15 protein-coding genes and 3 pseudogenes are annotated in these 16,429 nt (G+C 62.7%); 6 read left to right on the forward strand and 12 right to left on the reverse strand.

All coding sequences use genetic code 11. The features are described from left to right. Positions 1-123 precede the first annotated feature (123 nt). From ACIOVF_RS12580 to ACIOVF_RS12595, 4 genes are read left to right on the forward strand one after another with little or no spacing between them, the layout of a single operon-like run. Positions 124-693 carry an antibiotic biosynthesis monooxygenase gene (locus ACIOVF_RS12580; protein ID WP_045196096.1) on the forward strand — a complete coding sequence of 190 codons (570 nt, stop codon included), beginning with the start codon at positions 124-126 and terminating at the stop codon, positions 691-693. A 55-nt stretch (positions 694-748) separates the two neighbouring features. Then, positions 749-1,447: a dihydromonapterin reductase gene (gene folM / locus ACIOVF_RS12585; protein WP_401289770.1), complete on the forward strand. Its 699-nt coding sequence runs from the start codon at positions 749-751 to the stop codon at positions 1,445-1,447. Positions 1,448-1,471: 24 nt separating this feature from the next. Next, complete coding sequence (locus ACIOVF_RS12590; RefSeq protein ID WP_045196092.1) at positions 1,472-1,768, forward strand: DUF1244 domain-containing protein; 297 nt, start codon at positions 1,472-1,474, stop codon at positions 1,766-1,768. Further along, positions 1,761-2,102: a HopJ type III effector protein gene (locus ACIOVF_RS12595; protein WP_045196090.1), complete on the forward strand. Its 342-nt coding sequence runs from the start codon at positions 1,761-1,763 to the stop codon at positions 2,100-2,102. The genes ACIOVF_RS12590 and ACIOVF_RS12595 overlap by 8 nt, the downstream gene beginning before the upstream one ends. Here ACIOVF_RS12595 and ACIOVF_RS12600 read toward each other — a convergent pair. The 8 genes and pseudogenes from ACIOVF_RS12600 to ACIOVF_RS12635 form a co-directional block, all read right to left on the reverse strand. Next, positions 2,086-3,030, reverse strand: a complete 945-nt coding sequence (locus ACIOVF_RS12600) for an alpha/beta fold hydrolase (protein ID WP_045196088.1) — start codon at positions 3,028-3,030, stop codon at positions 2,086-2,088. The genes ACIOVF_RS12595 and ACIOVF_RS12600 overlap by 17 nt on opposite strands. Before the next feature lie 9 nt (positions 3,031-3,039). Beyond that, a complete protein-coding gene (locus ACIOVF_RS12605) occupies positions 3,040-3,726 on the reverse strand; it encodes a GNAT family N-acetyltransferase (protein ID WP_045196087.1) in 687 nt (228 codons plus the stop codon). 181 nt (positions 3,727-3,907) lie between these two features. Beyond that, positions 3,908-5,122: an enoyl-ACP reductase FabV gene (fabV, locus tag ACIOVF_RS12610; protein WP_213602410.1), complete on the reverse strand. Its 1,215-nt coding sequence runs from the start codon at positions 5,120-5,122 to the stop codon at positions 3,908-3,910. Between the two features lie 171 nt (positions 5,123-5,293). Then, a pseudogene (locus ACIOVF_RS12615) lies at positions 5,294-5,866 on the reverse strand (methyl-accepting chemotaxis protein); the annotation flags it as partial. Between the two features lie 282 nt (positions 5,867-6,148). Then, a pseudogene (locus ACIOVF_RS12620) lies at positions 6,149-7,291 on the reverse strand (HAMP domain-containing protein); the annotation flags it as partial. A gap of 186 nt (positions 7,292-7,477) precedes the next feature. After that, the gene (gene ampE, locus ACIOVF_RS12625) at positions 7,478-8,311 is read right to left on the reverse strand and encodes a regulatory signaling modulator protein AmpE (RefSeq protein WP_401289777.1); all 834 of its coding nucleotides are present in this window, start codon (positions 8,309-8,311) and stop codon (positions 7,478-7,480) included. After that, a complete protein-coding gene (gene ampD, locus ACIOVF_RS12630; RefSeq protein ID WP_093387983.1) occupies positions 8,308-8,874 on the reverse strand; it encodes a 1,6-anhydro-N-acetylmuramyl-L-alanine amidase AmpD in 567 nt (188 codons plus the stop codon). The genes ampE and ampD overlap by 4 nt, the downstream gene beginning before the upstream one ends. A gap of 79 nt (positions 8,875-8,953) precedes the next feature. Beyond that, positions 8,954-11,152, reverse strand: coding sequence for a DUF1631 domain-containing protein (locus ACIOVF_RS12635; protein ID WP_401289781.1), 2,199 nt, complete (start codon positions 11,150-11,152; stop codon positions 8,954-8,956). Between the two features lie 253 nt (positions 11,153-11,405). On the opposite strand from ACIOVF_RS12635, the gene nadC reads away from it, so the two are divergent. Beyond that, positions 11,406-12,254, forward strand: coding sequence for a carboxylating nicotinate-nucleotide diphosphorylase (gene nadC / locus ACIOVF_RS12640; RefSeq protein WP_045196075.1), 849 nt, complete (start codon positions 11,406-11,408; stop codon positions 12,252-12,254). 62 nt (positions 12,255-12,316) lie between these two features. Here nadC and trxB read toward each other — a convergent pair whose 3' ends face one another. Next, positions 12,317-13,279: a thioredoxin-disulfide reductase gene (gene trxB / locus ACIOVF_RS12645; protein ID WP_045196073.1), complete on the reverse strand. Its 963-nt coding sequence runs from the start codon at positions 13,277-13,279 to the stop codon at positions 12,317-12,319. A 135-nt stretch (positions 13,280-13,414) separates the two neighbouring features. Beyond that, positions 13,415-14,014, reverse strand: coding sequence for a peroxiredoxin (locus ACIOVF_RS12650; protein ID WP_038993853.1), 600 nt, complete (start codon positions 14,012-14,014; stop codon positions 13,415-13,417). Positions 14,015-14,285: 271 nt separating this feature from the next. Here ACIOVF_RS12650 and cysZ point away from each other — a divergent pair, with 271 nt between their 5' ends. Next, positions 14,286-15,014, forward strand: a complete 729-nt coding sequence (gene cysZ, locus ACIOVF_RS12655; protein ID WP_045196071.1) for a sulfate transporter CysZ — start codon at positions 14,286-14,288, stop codon at positions 15,012-15,014. Between the two features lie 39 nt (positions 15,015-15,053). Here cysZ and ACIOVF_RS12660 read toward each other — a convergent pair whose 3' ends face one another. Beyond that, positions 15,054-15,485: a methyl-accepting chemotaxis protein gene (locus ACIOVF_RS12660; RefSeq protein WP_401289976.1), complete on the reverse strand. Its 432-nt coding sequence runs from the start codon at positions 15,483-15,485 to the stop codon at positions 15,054-15,056. A 159-nt stretch (positions 15,486-15,644) separates the two neighbouring features. Next, a pseudogene (locus ACIOVF_RS12665) lies at positions 15,645-16,370 on the reverse strand (PAS domain-containing protein); the annotation flags it as partial. Positions 16,371-16,429 lie beyond the last annotated feature (59 nt).

The following is a 16,429-nucleotide window of genomic DNA, read 5'->3' on the forward strand; positions in this document are numbered from 1 at the left end:
TAAGGAATAATCCGCGCCCGATTCTTGCATCGATTCTTGCACAGAAGCGAATACCGCCCAGCACCCCGGGCGGCGTTCAAGGGGCAGGCCTACCCGCCACGCCCAGTTGCCAGGAGATATACCATGTCTACCCCACCCGTAACCCTGATGGTTACCCGCCGCGTCGCCGATGGTCGCTACCAGGACCTGATGGCCTGGCTGCACGAAGGCGAACAGCTGGCCACCGACTTTCCCGGCTACCTGGGCTCGGGCGTGCTCGCGCCGCCGCCGCAAGGCGACGAATTCCAGATTATCTTCCGCTTTGCCAACGAGCAGACCATGCATGCCTGGGAGCATTCGGCCTCGCGCAAGGCCTGGCTGGCCCGTGGCAATGGCCTGTTCGCCGAGCCATCGGAACAGCGGGTCAGCGGCCTGGAAGGCTGGTTCGGCAATAACCCGGTGCAGCGCCCGCCGCGCTGGAAGCAGGCGGTGGCGATCTGGCTGGCGTTCTTTCCGGTGTCACTGCTGTTCAACCTGATCTTCGGCCACTGGCTGGGCGCGCTGGAGCTGGTGCCGCGCATCCTTCTCAGTACCCTGGGGCTGACGCCGTTGATGGTGTATTTCTTTATTCCATTGTCGACCCGCCTGCTGGCCAACTGGCTGAACGCCAGCCCCGCCCGCCCGGGGCCGCAGGGCGCGCGCAATCCCGCTTAGTTCGGGTATGCTGGGGGTTATCCAAGCGAACCAGTAAAAGTTGACCGCCCCCACCATGAACAGCCCAATTCTTGTCACCGGAGCCAGCCAGCGAGTCGGGCTGGCGCTGGCCCTGAACCTGGCGCAGGCCGGCCATACCGTGGTCAGCGCCAGCCGCAGCAAAAGCCCCGAGGCCGCGCACCCGAACATCATCCAGTTCCAGGCCGACCTGTGCCAGGAAGCCGACCGCCTGGCCCTGATCGAGCACCTGCAAAGCGATTACGACGGCTTGCGGGCGATCGTGCACAACGCCTCGTTGTGGCTCGACGATGACCTGGCCAACCTCAACACCATGTTCAAGCTGCACGTCGAGGCGCCCTACCACCTGAACCTGGCCCTCGGCGCGCAACTGGCCAAAGTCGACAAAGCCGACATCATCCATATCTGCGACGAGACCTCCTCGCGCGGCAGCGGCAGCCATATCGGCTATGCCGCCACCAAGGCCGCGCTGCAGAACATGGTGCTGTCGTTCGCTGCCAAGTACGCGCCGAGCATTCGCGTCAACGCGATCCTCCCGGGCTTGCTGATCCTCAAGGAAAACAGCGACGAGGCCTACCGCCAGCAGACCCTGAAAAAGGCCCTGCTGGAATTCGAGCCCGGCGCCCAGCCGCTGATCGATGCCGTGCGTTTTCTGCTCGACAGCCAGTACAGCACCGGCAGCAACCTGGTCATCAACGGTGGCCGCCACCTGAAAAACCGCATCGCGGTAGACTGAACTACCGCTGTCACGAGAACGTCCATGAACGATCAACAGAAACTCGAACTTGAAGCCGCCGCCTTCCGCCGCCTGGTTGCCCACCTGGACAGCCGCAAGGACGTGCAGAACATCGACCTGATGAACCTCGCCGGCTTCTGCCGCAACTGCCTGTCCAAATGGTACAAGGCCGCCGCCGACGAAAAGCAGATCGAGCTGAGCATGGATGAGGCCCGCGAAGTGGTCTACGGCATGCCTTACGCCGAATGGAAATCCCTTTACCAGCAAGAAGCCAGCGCCGAACAACAAGCGGCGTTCGCCAAAGGAAAACCCAATGACTGACCTGAGTACCCTGCGCGCCAGCCTGAAATCCGGCGAACATGCCTTCGCCGACACCCTGGCCTTCATCGCCGCCAACTACAGCTACCAGCCACAAGCCTTCAACAACGGCGGCGTCGACAACGCAGCCGGGCAAAACGAAGGTTCGTGCAAGACCTTGGGCCTGGCCCTGCTTGAGGGCCTGAGCGATGACGAAGCCCTGCTGGCGTTTGGCGAGCACTACCGCTCGGTGCTGGCCACCCCGCAAGGCAGCGACCACAGCAACATTCGCGCGTTGATCGAGCATGGCCTGGCCGGCGTCAAGTTCGCCGCCCAGCCGCTCAAGCGCCTGGGCTGATCAAGCGCCCTGGCGTGCCTTCGGCCAGTTGCCCGTGCTGCAACCAGTGCAGGGCAATTGGCCACAGCCGGTCCTGGAAGCGGCTGTGGAAAAAGGCGAAATGACCGATCCGGCTTTCATCGATATCCCCCGGGGCGATGCGCAGATGGCTGCGCTCACTGGCCTCGAAGTACGCCAGTAAGCGCTCGATCGCCGCCACCGTGCCAAACGGGTCGTCACTCAGGCTGATGGCCAGGGTTTGCGCCCTGACCCGGGCGAAGGGCAATTCACCCAGCGCCCGGCCACTGGGGCGCTGCTCATACGCCGCCGTGCGCGTACTCCAGTCGCGCACCACCCCGGCCGGGGTGTCTTCCAGCCAGCCCAGGCGCTTGCCGGGAAAGTAACCGAACACGCGGGTCAGCAACGGCATCAGCACGTGCCATTTGCCGAACAGTTGCCAGCGGCTGTCGGCGGCATAGTCGCGCCAGTAGGCAAACTGCGCGCCCACTGTGACCAGCCGGCGCAATTGCCCCGCCGAAGGCGCCAGCCCCGCCGCGCAACCGCCAAAACTGTGGCCGACCACATCGATGGGCTGGCCGCGGAACTCGCGCTGGGCACGTTGCAGGATGGCTTCGAAATCCAGCACGCCCCAGTCGCTCCAGGACGCCTGGAAATGGCGCATGGACGCCGGACGCGACTCACCGATGCCACGATAGTCATAGGTGATGACATCCAGGCCATGGCCGAACAGGTACTGGGCAAAACGCGCGTAGTAGCTGCAGCGCACCGACGTGGCGGCATTGATGATCACCAGCGGGCGCGTGGCGTCCGGCACCTGCTGGCGCCAACAGAAACCGCCGAGGGCAAAGCCATCGGCGGTGATCTCACGAAAGGCCTCGCCGCGGTTGCTGGCAACGGGCAAAGCCGGGAATGCTTCGAGACTGCTCATCGACCTCTGTCATGCCGAAGCCGCTACCCGCGGTGCAGGGACCTTGCGCAAACCGCTCAGTCGCGAGCCATCGTAGCGGGTTTCACGGAACAGGCGCCAGCGTCCGAATAGGCCATACACGTGCATCACCCGCCCCTGCTCGTGATAGCCCATGCGCAGATGCAGCTTGAGCGCCGGAATGTTGTGGGTTTCGCAGACGTCCACCACCTTGTGGCAGCCCTTTTCCCGCATGGCTTCCCACAAATTGACCTGGGCATCCACCGACAGCCGGGTGCCAAAGAAGGCACGGGTCATCTCGCCGCCGAACTCAAAGAACTCGCCGGGCTTCACCGGGAAGGTGCAGCCGTAGTAATGACGGTCGTGATAGTCGCGCATGCTGGCAAAAATAAACGCCACGGCGTCGCCCTGCTCGTCCAGGTACATGTGCCCGGTGTGACCTTCGGCGGCCAGTTCGCGCATGGTCTGCACGCGGTCGCCAAAATAGCGGGCGAAGGCATCGGCGTTGTCCGTGGTGATTTGCACCAGGCGCACCGCAGGATGCTCACGCAGGTTGTGCGGCGGTACCGGGCTGATCAGGTCGCGCTCCATCCACAGCAACTCCCAATGGAAGAAGATGTAGCGCTCACACAGGGTTTTGAGGACCTTTTGCAGACCCTTTTGCCTGATCCGCTCTTTTAGTTTTTGCAGTCCACTCATGGTGCCTCCTGTCGAAACCTTGACGGTTTAAAGGGCATTTGAATGAGTGGTATAGATCAGTGCCGAGGAGGGGGTAGCAAAAGGCCACTGACATACTTGTTTCAAATTGTGTTTCGAGTTTGAAACTGTTGCCGCACCCGAGGAAAAACAGGTGCGACAACAAAGAGTTAGCAACGCCTAATTACAGCTCGACGCAGTCGAACCGTACGTCGGTCGCCACATCGGCGTCATAGTCAACATCCTGACGCTCGAAACCGAACAGGTTGAGGAACTGCTTCTTGTAACCGGCGTAGTCGGTCATTTCGAACAGGTTCTCGGTGGTCACCTGCGGCCACAGGGCCTTGCAGGCATCCTGTACGTCGTCACGCAGTTCCCAGTCGTCCAGGCGCAGGCGGCCTTTCTCGTCCAGCTGCGCCGGGGCACCGTCCGCACGGTACATACGGTCACGGAACATGCGATCCAGTTGATCCTGGGTCCCTTCGTGAACGCCCTTTTCCTGCATGATCTTGAAGACCATCGACAGGTACAGCGGCATTACCGGAATGGCCGAGCTGGCCTGGGTAACCACCGACTTGAGCACCGCCACGTTGGCGCTGCCACCGACCTTTTTGCTCAGGCGCAGGGCAGTTTCGTCCAGGTCCTGCTTGGCCTTGCCCAGGGCACCGTGCCAGTAGATCGGCCAGGTGATCTCGGTGCCGATGTAGCTGAAGGCCACGGTGCGCGCTTGCGGCGCCAGAACACCGGCGGCGTTCAGGGCGTCGATCCACAGCTCCCAGTCCTGGCCGCCCATGACGGTGACGGTGTCGGCAATTTCCTGTTCGCTAGCCGGCTCGATGGACGCCTCGATGATGGTGTCCTTGTTGGTGTCGATGGCGGTCGACTTGTACGGCTGGCCGATTGGCTTGAGTGCCGAGCGAACCAGCTCGCCTGCGCGCTCACCGGCCGAGGCAGGCAGTTTGCGCACTGGCGAGGCCAGCGAGTAGATCACCAGGTCGACCTGGCCGCCCATTTCGTTCTTGATCAGCTCGATGACCTTGGCCCGCGCTTCGTCAGAGAAGGCATCGCCATTGATCGACTTGCTGTACAGGCCTTCGGCCTTGGCGAACTTGTCGAAGGCGGCAGCGTTGTACCAGCCCGCGGTGCCGGCCTTGGTTTCAGTGCCCGGTTTTTCGAAGAACACGCCCAGGGTGTCGGCCTTGAAACCGAACGCTGCGGTGATGCGCGCTGCCAGGCCGTAGCCGCTGGATGCACCGATCACCAGTACTTTTTTCGGACCATCCTCGCGCACGCCCAGCTTGCGGGTGGCTTCGATCTGATCACGTACGTTCAGCTCGCAACCGGTCGGGTGCGTAGTGGTGCAGATAAAACCGCGGACTTTGGGATGGATGATGGCCAATGTCTGTACCTCGTCAGTGAATTTGCTGAGGGAGCCGAATCGCGTGGACTCGAGGTTCCGTTTGCTGTGAGGGTGAGACTACACCCGCAGCGTTGCCGACACATCCGGCTCCCTGGAATCCTGCAGGGCGCTACTTTGTCACAGCGCGGAAAACTTCAGCAACCGCTGATCTCAGACCCGGAACGCACCGATCAGACGCTTGAGTTCCAGCACCTGGGTCGACAGCTGGCGGCTGGCGTCCTCGGTCTGGTGCGCGCCCTGGGTGGTGTTCTCCGCCGCCCGGTTGATCTCGACGATGTTCTGGTCGATGTCATGGGCCACCGCCGTCTGCTGCTCCACTGCGGCGGCGATCTGCTGGTTCTGGTCGACGATACTGCCGATGGCGCCAAGGATGTTCTCCAGCGCCTGCTGCACCTGTTGCGACTCGCCGACGGTGCCCGAGGCCATCTGATGGCTGCTGTCCATGGCCTTGACGGCAGCCCCTACCCCGCCTTGCAGGCGCGAGATCATCTGCTCGATCTCCTCGGTGGAGTGCTGGGTGCGCTTGGCCAGGGTCCGCACTTCGTCGGCGACCACGGCAAAGCCACGACCCTGCTCACCCGCCCGGGCCGCTTCGATAGCAGCGTTGAGGGCCAGCAGGTTGGTCTGCTCGGCGATGCTCTTGATCACCTCCAGCACCCGGCTGATGGCCTTGCTGTCGCTGGCCAGCTGGTTGATCACCGCCACCGACTGGTCGATTTCGCCGGCCAGGCGGGCGATATTGCCCTGCTGAGTTTGCACCAGGCCGCGGCCGCTGACAGTTTCGCGGTTGACGCCGTGGGCGCTGCTGACTGCCGCCGCGGCGCTGCGCGCTACCTCCTGGGCGGTGGCCGACATCTGGTTCATGGCCGTGGCCACCTGTTCGATCTGCCCACGCTGGCCGCTGACCGCCTGGTTGCTGCGCGCCGACACCGCGTGCACCTGCTCGGCCTGGCGCTCGACCTCGGCGACGGTGTGGCCGACCTGTTCGATCAGGTCATGAATGCGCCGCACGGTGCCGTTGAATACCTGGCCCAACTCGCCCAGCTCATCGCGGCTGCTGGCCTGGAAGTTCACCGTCATGTCACCGGCAGCGACCTTGTCCATCACCGCGCCGAGGCTTTTGAGGGTGTTGCGGGTCGAGGCGTAGAAGCCGCTGTAGAGGTAGACAATCAGCAGGAACACCGCGGCCAGCGCGCAGACCTGCAGGATCATGTGCGAGCGGTGTTCCGCCAGGCGTTGCTCGAGCTGGTGGCCGAGGAACTCGCCAACGGCGCTGTTGAGCGTGTAGGTCTGCTCGATCAAACCGCTGAACTGCTTGTAGAACCCCGGCCAGGGCGCGTCGAGGGTGTCGGCGACCACGACCTGCTCCTCGATCAGTTCACTGGCCTGCTTGAGCGACGCCTGGCTGCTGCTGGCCAGGCTGCCCAGCCGCGCTTGCGCGCCGGGCTCGGTAGCCAGCGCTTCATCCAGGCGGATGGCGTAGTCGGCGCCGAGTTTTTCCAGCTTCTGCAGCAGGTCATCGAAGCGTGCGCTGGACGCCGAATTGACAAAGCCCTGGCCCAGCGAATACGAGCCGATCGCCCGTCCCTCGCCGAGGGTCTGGGTCACCTGCGCAGTGACCGTGGTCATCAGTTCACTGAGCTGGCGAATCGCCGAGTCACTGTCCTGGCTGAGCCCGGCCTGGCTGGCAACCACTTTGCTGAGCACCTGGGCCTGGCCCAGCAGCTTGTCGAAAAACGCCACCTTGCTGGACAGCGAAGACTCGCCCTGGGCCGCCTTGAGGGTCTCGAGCATCTCGCTGCGCTTGTCATCAAAAGCCTTGACCTGTGCTTCATCGCCGCTCATTGCCGCCAAGGCGGACAGGCGCCGCTGCACCTGTTGCTCGACGCCGGCTATCTGCGTCTCGAGATCCGCGGCCTTGCCCGATTGGCCGAGCACGGCATTGATCTGCACCAGGTTGCCGAGGGCTTCCACCTCGCCGCGCAGGGCCAGGCTGCTGGCCAGCAACTCCAGGCTCTGCAGCTCGGTGCGGGTGGCGTGGAACTGCGCATAGGAATCGCGGACCAGGTAGTAGTTGGTCACCAGCATGGGCAGGAAAAACAGGATACTGATCAAGCTGAACTTCATCCCGAAGCTCAGTCGGTTCATCAACGCGATGGCCGGATACAACAGGCTGTTCACAGGTGGCGCCCTCCGATTCTTATTGTTCTGCGCACAGTGGCACAAGGCCACTGAGTGTATTCAGCAGCACCTGTATAGCGCATATCGGATCGGGGGTTTGTAACTTAAGGTTAACCGGCTGCGGAGCGACCAACGGCCGCTCCGTCACGACTCTTAGCCAAGCACGGTCCACAGGGCGAAACAGGCGTACCAGAGCACTGCCGAGCGCAGCAGCAACTCCCACAGGTTATCCAGCCCGAGCAGACCATCGGGGCCTGCCGACGTGCTGGCCGGCAAATCACCGGCTACACGGCCAACTGTGCTGATCAAGCCGGCGGCACTGATGTGCCAGTTGAGCAGTTCGTGCAGCATCACCCGGCTGACCGCGACGAAGTTGCCAACCAGGGCAAAACTCACGCCCAGCACGCGCACCGGCGCCCAGTCAAAGGCGTGGCGCAGTTGCAAGGCATGCTCGCGCAACGCAGGGGTGCGCCCATGTTCGGCGGTCAGCGCCAATAGCCGATAGGCCAGGGCAGCCGCCGGGCCGAGCAGGAAGTACCAGAAAATCACCGCGAAAAAGCTCTGGTAGGCCTGCCACAACAGGTTGCCCTGCACCCGCTCCAGCAATGCCAGGGCATCGTCGGCGGTCAGGCCCAGGTCGCGTTCGGCGACATGCACCGCCGCTTGCTCGTCACCACGGCGCCAGGCATCGCGAAACGGTCCTTGCGCGGCCTTGATGTCGCCACGACCGAGGCTGTAGATCAGCACCAGCAGGTGCACCGGCAAGGCCAGCAAACCGTAGGCCACCGGCTCCAGCACGTGCAGCAGCAAGGCCAGCAGGCCCACCGGCAGCAACACCAGGATGCCCAACACCCACCAGGGGTGGCGTCTGCCGTCACGCTCCAGGCGCGCAAGCTCGGTGACGAAAAAACCGTCGCGTTGCAGGCGCTGGCGCAGGGCCGAGAACTTCTCGAACCACAGCACCAGCAACAGCACCAGAAAACTCATGGGTGTTCCTCCTTGTCCTTGAGGCCGGCGCGGTAGCGCGGCCAGTCAAATGCATCACCAGGGTCGGTCTTGCGTCCCGGGGCAATGTCGCTGTGGCCCTGAATCCGTTCAGTGCCAATGGCTGGCCAGGCAGCCTGGATCTGCCGGGTCAATGTTTGTAGCGCCTGATACTGGGCATCGGTGAAAGGCAATTCATCAGTGCCTTCAAGCTCGATACCGATGGAAAAGTCGTTGCATGCCTCACGCCCGTCGAAACAGGACACTCCGGCATGCCAGGCGCGGTCCAGACAAGAGACAAACTGAGTGACCTTGCCGTCACGTTCGATGAGAAAGTGCGCCGACACGCGCAGGTGCTGGATACCTTCGAAATACGGGTGTTCGCTGGCATCCAGGCGGTTCTGGAAAAATTCCTGGACCTTGCCGGTACCGAACTGCGCTGGCGGCAAGCTGATGTTGTGGATAACCAGCAGGGAGATGACTTCGCCCTCGGCGCGGGCATTGCAGTTGGGCGAGGGACAGTGGCAAACGCCGGCGAACCAGCCAGTAGCGCGGTCCAGTTGCATAGAAAATCCTGAGACACGGGGGCACTGGCTCAGTATGCCCCGTGGTGACGCGGGATGCATCGTTAAAACGCGCAGGAAACTAGCGTGCCTGCGCCTGGCGTAACTGGCTGAGCACAGAGTCCAGGGCCCGGTCGAACAGCAGGGTGTCGTCCAGCTGGCGCACATGCCCGCGGCGCAAGGCCACGGCCAGGGCCATGCGCGACCATTCGCGGACCTTGAGGCCGGTACGGTTGACGAAGATGAAACGGTCGGTGCTGTCGATCTGGGCAATCAGCTTGCAGCGCTGCACCTCGTCTTCATCGAGCAGCTCGACCCAGGCACCGATGCGCAGGCGCTCGACCTGCAGCAATGCCGGGTCGTCATCGGCCAGGCGTACCTGGGCTGCTTGCGGCTCGCCGGCCTCAGGCGCGCGCAGGACGATTTCATCAAGCACCAGCACCCGCTCGCTGACGTCGTTGGGCACCACCCGCCCACCGACCACCGGCGTATCGAACATCTGCACATGGAGAATTTCAAGCTGGGCAAAGAATTCGCTGGTGGCAAACGGATCGAACGCGGCGCTGGCCAGGCCATCGCGCAAGGCCTTGAGCAGGCCCGGCACCAGCTCCAGCAGGCGCAGGCGCGCTGCGTCTTCAGTGTGCGGTTGCACGCTCCAGATCAGCTCATCCATGGTCTCCAGGGCTTCGAGCCACTGGCTGGAGGTGTCGCCATGCTTGAGGCAGGCCAGCAACAGCACCTGGCTCCAGGCCTCTTCAAGCAAGCGCACCACCACCCGCGGCAGCGAGCGGCCGAGCAGGCGCCGGTTGAGCTCCTGCTGCACCCGCTGACGGGCCAAGGCAGTACGTGCGCGGCCTTCTTCGGCGTCGCGGGTGCGTTGTTCGAGCAGCTCATTGCGACGTCGCTCATCACTGCTGAAGGCGAGAAATTCGGCGAGCAGTTCGGAAAATATCGCCGGGTCGTCGACAAAGTCGCTGAGCAGGCGCTGGACGATTTTTTCTACCCGCAGGTACAGGCTGTCGCGCTGGCAATCATCGCTGGCGCCCCAGCCCATGGCCGCCGTGGCGATCTCGTTAAGCAGGCGCCGGGCCGGGTGGCTGCTGCGGCTGAAAAAACTCTTGTCGAGGACCGCGACCTTGAGCATCGGGATTTGCATGCGGCCGATCAGGGCGCGCAGTGAACGCGGCAGGTTGCGATCGGCGAGGATGAACTCGAAGAGCATGGCGATCAGGTTGATGACATCTTCGTCGACCACCTCGATCTTGCGGTAGGTGCCGCTCTTTACGCTGACCCGGGTCAGCAACTGTTCAAGCTGCTGGTGCAGGTCGAAGTCATCGGTCTGCGCTGTCGGCGGCACGTAATGCTGCAGGTGCGAAAGCAGGCGCAACAGGTCACGGGTGCTGATCGCCTGGACCTGCTCACAGGCCTCCAGGCGCGGGGCAACTCGCCCGCGCACCGGCGACAGCAGCGCCTGCAACGAGGCAAATACCGCCTGGCCGTTGGCATCCAGCGGATCACTGGGCGATTGCTGGTCGGTTGTGCTGGCCGCAGCCTCGCGCTCAGCCGGCGGGCGGTCCTGGGCGCGGCGTCGCGGCACGGCCTTGAGTTCGGGCAACACGCCGGTGGCAATCAGCAACTGGTTGGCCTCGCCGTACAACTGGTCGGCATCGTGCAGCACATAGCGCTCAAACAATTTGAGGATGATCAGCTTGACCTTGATGCCCACGCCCAGGCTGCGCCCGGCGCGCAAAAAATAATCGCACAGCATCGCCGGGCCCAGCGGGTTGCGCGGATCGTCCAGGGCCTGGCCGACCAGGGCGCTGAAGCGCAAGGTCAACTGGTTGAGGGCGATACCGTCGCGGGCCAGCACCCGCGCAACCATGGCATCCAGGGCCACGGTACGTTCCAGCTCGTCATTGGCCACCAGCGCCAGGCGGTCGTAGCCATGGCTGTGCAGGGCCGGCAGGGCATCGGGCTGGCCGATCTGCACGAACGCTTCATAGAAATGGTCGAGGTAACCGCGCTCGATGTTCTTGCGCTTGAGGCGCAGGTCGCGCATGGCTTCGAAAAGGATGTTCTGTTCAACGTTGCTCGCGGCCTTGTCGGCCATCTCGAACAGGGTGTCGTCGGCGTTGTCGAACAACGCCTGCAGGCCCTGGCGCAGTTGCAGCGCGGCCTTGTCACGTACCTGCAGAAGCACCACCGGCAGACGAGCGAGGGGCGCTGTGTGCGCCTGATCGGTGATGGCCTTGATCGGCACCACCTTCCCGTCGTTGTGCATCCTGGTCTCCTTGCAGGTTCGATTTTGAGCTTTTTAGCGGTCGTCAAAGCTATGACGCCAAATACAAGGCGCATTATCGAGTAAAAACCTCCTGCTCGCCAGTGCGCACATGCCGCTGCTGATAGACCGGTGCCCGGACAAAAAGCTCAGTTGGCCTGACCAAATGTCAAGCTTTGGCCGCCACTACAGTGTTTGCTGCAAGCGCGGGCTGCCCTGCCCTATAATCGCCAGCACTTAGCTTGTGGAGCCCGCCATGCCGAATTTACGCCTCGCCGACCTGACCGCCGAAATCGAAGCCAACGTGCGCCGTGCGTTGCTTGAAGACATCGGCAGTGGCGACATCACCGCCCAGTTGATCCCGGCCGAGCGCCTGGCCAAGGCCACCATCATTACCCGCGATGACTGCGTGATTGCCGGCACGGCCTGGGTCGACGCGGTGTTCCGCCAACTCGACCCACGGGTTGCGGTGCACTGGCAGGTCGCTGATGGCGAGCGCGCCAGCGCCAACCAGGTACTGTTCCACCTCGAAGGCCCGGCCCGATCCTTGCTCAGTGGCGAGCGCTCGGCGCTGAACTTCCTGCAGATGCTTTCGGGCGTTGCCAGCCACGCGCAGTTCCTCGCCGACAAGGTCGCCGACACCCAGGTCAAACTGCTCGACACTCGCAAGACCCTGCCCGGCCTGCGCCTGGCGCAAAAGTACGCGGTCACCTGCGGCGGCTGCCATAACCACCGCATCGGCCTCTACGACGCCTTCCTGATCAAGGAAAACCATATCGCCGCCAGCGGTGGCATCGCCCAGGCGATCAGCGCCGCGCACCGCATTGCCCCGGGCAAGCCGGTAGAAATCGAGGTCGAAAGCCTGGATGAGCTCAAAGAAGCGCTGGAAGCGGGCGCCGACATCATCATGCTTGATGAACTGAGCCTGGATGACATGCGCGAAGCGGTGCGCCTGAATGCCGGCAAAGCCAAGCTGGAAGCCAGCGGCGGGGTGACGGAAAGCACCTTGCGGGTAATCGCCGAAACGGGTGTCGACTACATCTCCATCGGGGCGATGACCAAGGATGTAAAAGCGGTGGACCTGTCCATGCGCCTGAGCCTCTGAGGCAGAATGCAGAGACAAAAAAACCGGCCATCAGGCCGGTTTTTTGTTCACCATCAAACCTGTCAGAGCGCTGCGTTCTGCAACCCATCCAGGTAACGCTCGACATCCAGCGCGGCCATGCAGCCGGCACCGGCCGAGGTGATGGCCTGGCGGTACACGTGGTCAGCCACGTCACCGGCAGCGAACACACCTTCAACGTTGGTCGCGGTGGCGTTGCCGTCACGGCCGCCGTTGACTACCAGGTAGCCGTCTTTCAAGGTCAATTGGCCTTCGAACAGCGAGGTGTTCGGGGTGTGACCGATGGCGATGAACACGCCGTCGACCTTGATTTCGTCGAAGCTGCCGTCGTTGTTCTTCAGGCGCGCACCGGTGACGCCCATGTCGTCGCCCAGCACTTCGTCCAGGGTGGCATTGAGTTTCAGCTCGATCTTGCCTTCGGCCACGCGGGCGTTGAGCTTGTCGATGAGGATCTTCTCGGCACGGAAGGTCTCGCGGCGGTGAACCAGGGTGACCTTGCTGGCGATGTTGGCCAGGTACAGGGCTTCCTCGACGGCGGTGTTGCCACCACCGACCACGGCGACCGGCTTGTTGCGGTAGAAGAAACCGTCGCAGGTCGCGCAGGCGGAAACGCCTTTGCCCATGAACGCTTCTTCCGATGGCAGGCCCAGGTAGCGAGCGCTGGCGCCGGTGGCGATGATCAGCGCGTCACAGGTGTAGGTGGCGCTGTCGCCCTTGAGGGTGTACGGCTTGCTGGCCAGGTCAACGGCGTTGATGTGGTCGAACACCACTTCGGTTTCGAAACGCTCGGCGTGTTCCTGCATGCGTTGCATCAGCGCCGGGCCGGTCAGGCCGTGGGCGTCGCCCGGCCAGTTGTCGACTTCGGTGGTGGTGGTCAGCTGGCCGCCGGCCTGCATGCCGGTGATCAGCAGGGGCTTGAGGTTGGCGCGCGCGGCATAGACGGCGGCGCTGTAACCGGCAGGGCCGGAACCGAGGATGATCACTCGCGAATGGCGTACTTCAGACATGTCACACTCCTGTCGAGCTGGCACTTGCTGGCCAGCATCGTTTTGCCGGGATCGCCGGCTGGAATAAAAAAGAACCTGCGAAGCACTTGGGGAAGGCTTTGGGTCGCAGGTCCTGAAAAGCGTTAAGCCACAGCCTTACAGGCTGGCGGCGTTCTCTGCCAGGTAGTCGGCAACGCCCTTGGCGTCGGCCTTCATGCCTTTCTGGCCCTTGCGCCAGCCGGCCGGGCAGACCTCGCCGTGCTGTTCGGTGAACTGCAGGGCTTCGACCAGGCGGATCATCTCGTCGACTTCACGGCCCAGCGGCAGGTTGTTGACCACCTGGTGCTGGACAACGCCTTGCTGGTCGATCAGGAACGAGGCACGCAGGGCCACGCCGTCATCGTGCTCGATACCGTAGGCACGGGTGATCTCGTGCTTGACGTCGGCGACCATGGTGAACTCGACCGCGCCGATACCGCCCTTCTCCACCGGCGTGCTGCGCCAGGCGTGGTGGGTGAACTGCGAGTCGATGGAAACACCGACCACTTCCACACCCAGCTCGCGGAACTTGTCCATGCGGTTGTTGTGAGCAATGATTTCCGACGGGCAGACAAAGGTGAAGTCCAGCGGCCAGAAGAACAGCACGACGTACTTGCCGCGCAGGGAAGAAAGCTTGAAGCTGTCGACGATCGAACCGTCGCCCAACACTGCCGCCGCGTCGAAATCAGGGGCTTGCTTGTTGACCAGAATGCTCATGGAAACTCCTTGAAAGTCAGAATTCGAAGGCGTTGAAAAGATGTGCGCACTTTAGCGAGGTGGCAGAGATTAAGGAAATATCCTTAGACAATCCACCTTATAGGCCGGCTCTATTCATCAGCAAAGGCGCGCGCGGTTTATCTATGAGCCCTGGCCGCAGATGCTGCCGAGGTTTTGTTACAGCCCGTTTCTCGCTCTGCGCCGCGCTTTCGCCCGTCGCGCAAACTCGGTAAGGTCAGCGCGTTTGCCTTTACCCGGAGCCTTCCCTTATATGCAAGCCCCTGTCCTCTCTGGCCCACAGTACCTGCGTGAAGGGCTGAAACTGGTCCTGAGCCCGAGCCTGCGCCTGTTCGTGTTGCTGCCGCTGGCAGTCAACCTGCTGCTGTTCGTCGGCCTGATCTACCTGGCCGGCCACCAGTTCAGCCTCTGGGTCGACTCGCTGATGCCCAGCCTGCCGAGCTGGCTGAGTTTTCTCAACTACGTGCTGTGGCCGCTGTTCGTGGTGTTGGTGGGGCTGATGGTGTTCTTCACCTTCACCATGCTGGCCAACATCATTGCCGCGCCGTTCAATGGTTTCCTGGCGGAAAAGGTCGAAGTGGTGGTGCGCGGTACCGATGACTTTCCGGCCTTCAGCTGGGCCGAACTCACCGCCATGGTGCCCCGTACCCTGGGCCGCGAAGCGCGCAAGCTGGGCTACTTCCTGCCACGGGCGATTGGCCTGTTCATCCTCTCGCTGATCCCGGTGGTGAACATCATCGCCGCGCCGCTGTGGCTGCTGTTCGGGATCTGGATGATGGCCATCCAGTACATCGACTACCCGGCCGACAACCACAAGATGAGCTGGCAGGACATGCTTGCCTGGCTGCGCGAAAAGCGCTGGCAGAGCCTGGGTTTTGGTGGCTCGGTGTACCTGGTGCTGCTGGTGCCGTTTCTCAACATCCTGATGATGCCGGCAGCAGTGGCTGGCGCCACGCTGTTCTGGGTCCGCGAGCGTACCTGAAGCAGCGCCGCGTAGCCGCCCGGCTACGCGGCACTACCATCAGCTCGACAGCTGGTTGGAAAACTGCCCTACCGCGTTGACCACCTTCTGTGCACCGTCCTGAATCTCGACGATCACCGTGCCGGTCTGCCCGGCCAGTGACAGGCCCTGCTCGGCCTGGCGCTTGCTGCTGTCGATGATGTCCACCGCCGCCTTGGCCAGTTGTTCGTTCTGCTGCACCACCCGGGCGATTTCCTCGGTGGCGGTGCTGGTGCGCGAGGCCAGTTGCCGGACCTCGTCGGCGACCACGGCAAAGCCGCGGCCCTGCTCACCGGCACGTGCGGCCTCGATGGCGGCGTTGAGGGCCAGCAGGTTGGTCTGCCCGGCAATGTCGCTGATGGTCTTGATGATCGAGCCGATCACCTGCGACTGCTTGTCCAGCGCCTCGATGCCTTCGGCAGCCTCCTGCATGTAAGTTTCCAGGCCGCGCATGACGTCAACGGTCTGGGTCACCACTTCGGTGGCCTTGCGCGCACAGGCGTCGGTTTCCAGCGAGGTGGTGTAGGCAATGTCGGCGGCCTGGGCCACGGCCGTTTCCTGGTTGACCTGATCGGTGATCACGGTGGCGAACTTGACCACTTTGTAGAGCACGTCGTGGGCATCGATGATCGGGTTGTAAGACGCCTCCAGCCACACCACGCGGCCATGGGCATCAATGCGCTTGAAGCGTTCGGCGACGAATTCACCACGGCGCAGCTTGTCCCAGAACGCGTGATAGCCCACCGAGTTGTACTCTTCCGGCTCGCAGAACAGACGGTGATGCTTGCCTACCACCTGGTCGAGCTTGTAGCCCATGGTCTGCAGGAAGCGCTCGTTGGCGGCCAGCACCTCACCGTTGAGGTTGAACTCGATCACCGCCGTGGAGCGCATCAGCGCCTTGATCAGGCTCTCGTGCTCGCGGGAGGTTTCGATGGTGCGGGTCAGGTCGCTGGAGTGCAGGGTGAAATACTTGATGCGCCCTTCGCTGTTTTTCACCGGCTGCAGGATCGAGCGCAGCCAGGCCTCTTCGCCATTGCCCCGCAGCAGGCGGAAAGCACCATTGAGATGCTCGCTACGGGCAATGGCGTGCTTCATGCGCTGGTAAAAGTCGAGTTGCTTGACGTGCGCCGGGACGATTTCCTCGATGTTGCGGCCAATCAGTTGATGGCTGCTGTAGAGCATCTCTTTTTCGAAATTGCTGTTGACCGATTCGATGCGCCCCTGCGGATCGAGCTGCAGCACCAGCATCTCACTGTCGAGGCTGCACTTTACTTGCTCCACTGATTGCAGTTCTTCGCGCAGCCGGAGGATTTCTTGCTTGAGTTTGCTGTTGAACATGACGCTCTCCCGGAGCGAAATCAGTCATTCGAATGCTTCTGCATCGGCTGGCGGACCTG

Source organism: Pseudomonas sp. NPDC087612, assembly GCF_044743505.1.
In the GTDB taxonomy this organism is placed as follows: Bacteria; Pseudomonadota; Gammaproteobacteria; order Pseudomonadales; family Pseudomonadaceae; genus Aquipseudomonas.

Excerpts from the sequence above, each read along its gene's own strand:
- ACIOVF_RS12580 (WP_045196096.1), top strand. The coding sequence starts at position 124 with ATGTCTACCCCACCCGTAACCCTGATGGTTACCCGCCGCGTCGCCGAT.
- ampD (WP_093387983.1), bottom strand. The coding sequence starts at position 8,874 with ATGCAACTGGACCGCGCTACTGGCTGGTTCGCCGGCGTTTGCCACTGT.
- ACIOVF_RS12635 (WP_401289781.1), bottom strand. The coding sequence starts at position 11,152 with ATGCACAACGACGGGAAGGTGGTGCCGATCAAGGCCATCACCGATCAG.
- ampE (WP_401289777.1), bottom strand. The coding sequence starts at position 8,311 with ATGAGTTTTCTGGTGCTGTTGCTGGTGCTGTGGTTCGAGAAGTTCTCG.
- ACIOVF_RS12605 (WP_045196087.1), bottom strand. The coding sequence starts at position 3,726 with ATGAGTGGACTGCAAAAACTAAAAGAGCGGATCAGGCAAAAGGGTCTG.
- trxB (WP_045196073.1), bottom strand. The coding sequence starts at position 13,279 with ATGTCTGAAGTACGCCATTCGCGAGTGATCATCCTCGGTTCCGGCCCT.
- folM (WP_401289770.1), top strand. The coding sequence starts at position 749 with ATGAACAGCCCAATTCTTGTCACCGGAGCCAGCCAGCGAGTCGGGCTG.
- ACIOVF_RS12595 (WP_045196090.1), top strand. The coding sequence starts at position 1,761 with ATGACTGACCTGAGTACCCTGCGCGCCAGCCTGAAATCCGGCGAACAT.
- cysZ (WP_045196071.1), top strand. The coding sequence starts at position 14,286 with ATGCAAGCCCCTGTCCTCTCTGGCCCACAGTACCTGCGTGAAGGGCTG.
- ACIOVF_RS12590 (WP_045196092.1), top strand. The coding sequence starts at position 1,472 with ATGAACGATCAACAGAAACTCGAACTTGAAGCCGCCGCCTTCCGCCGC.
- nadC (WP_045196075.1), top strand. The coding sequence starts at position 11,406 with ATGCCGAATTTACGCCTCGCCGACCTGACCGCCGAAATCGAAGCCAAC.
- ACIOVF_RS12660 (WP_401289976.1), bottom strand. The coding sequence starts at position 15,485 with ATGCGCGGCCTGGAAACTTACATGCAGGAGGCTGCCGAAGGCATCGAG.
- ACIOVF_RS12600 (WP_045196088.1), bottom strand. The coding sequence starts at position 3,030 with ATGAGCAGTCTCGAAGCATTCCCGGCTTTGCCCGTTGCCAGCAACCGC.
- ACIOVF_RS12650 (WP_038993853.1), bottom strand. The coding sequence starts at position 14,014 with ATGAGCATTCTGGTCAACAAGCAAGCCCCTGATTTCGACGCGGCGGCA.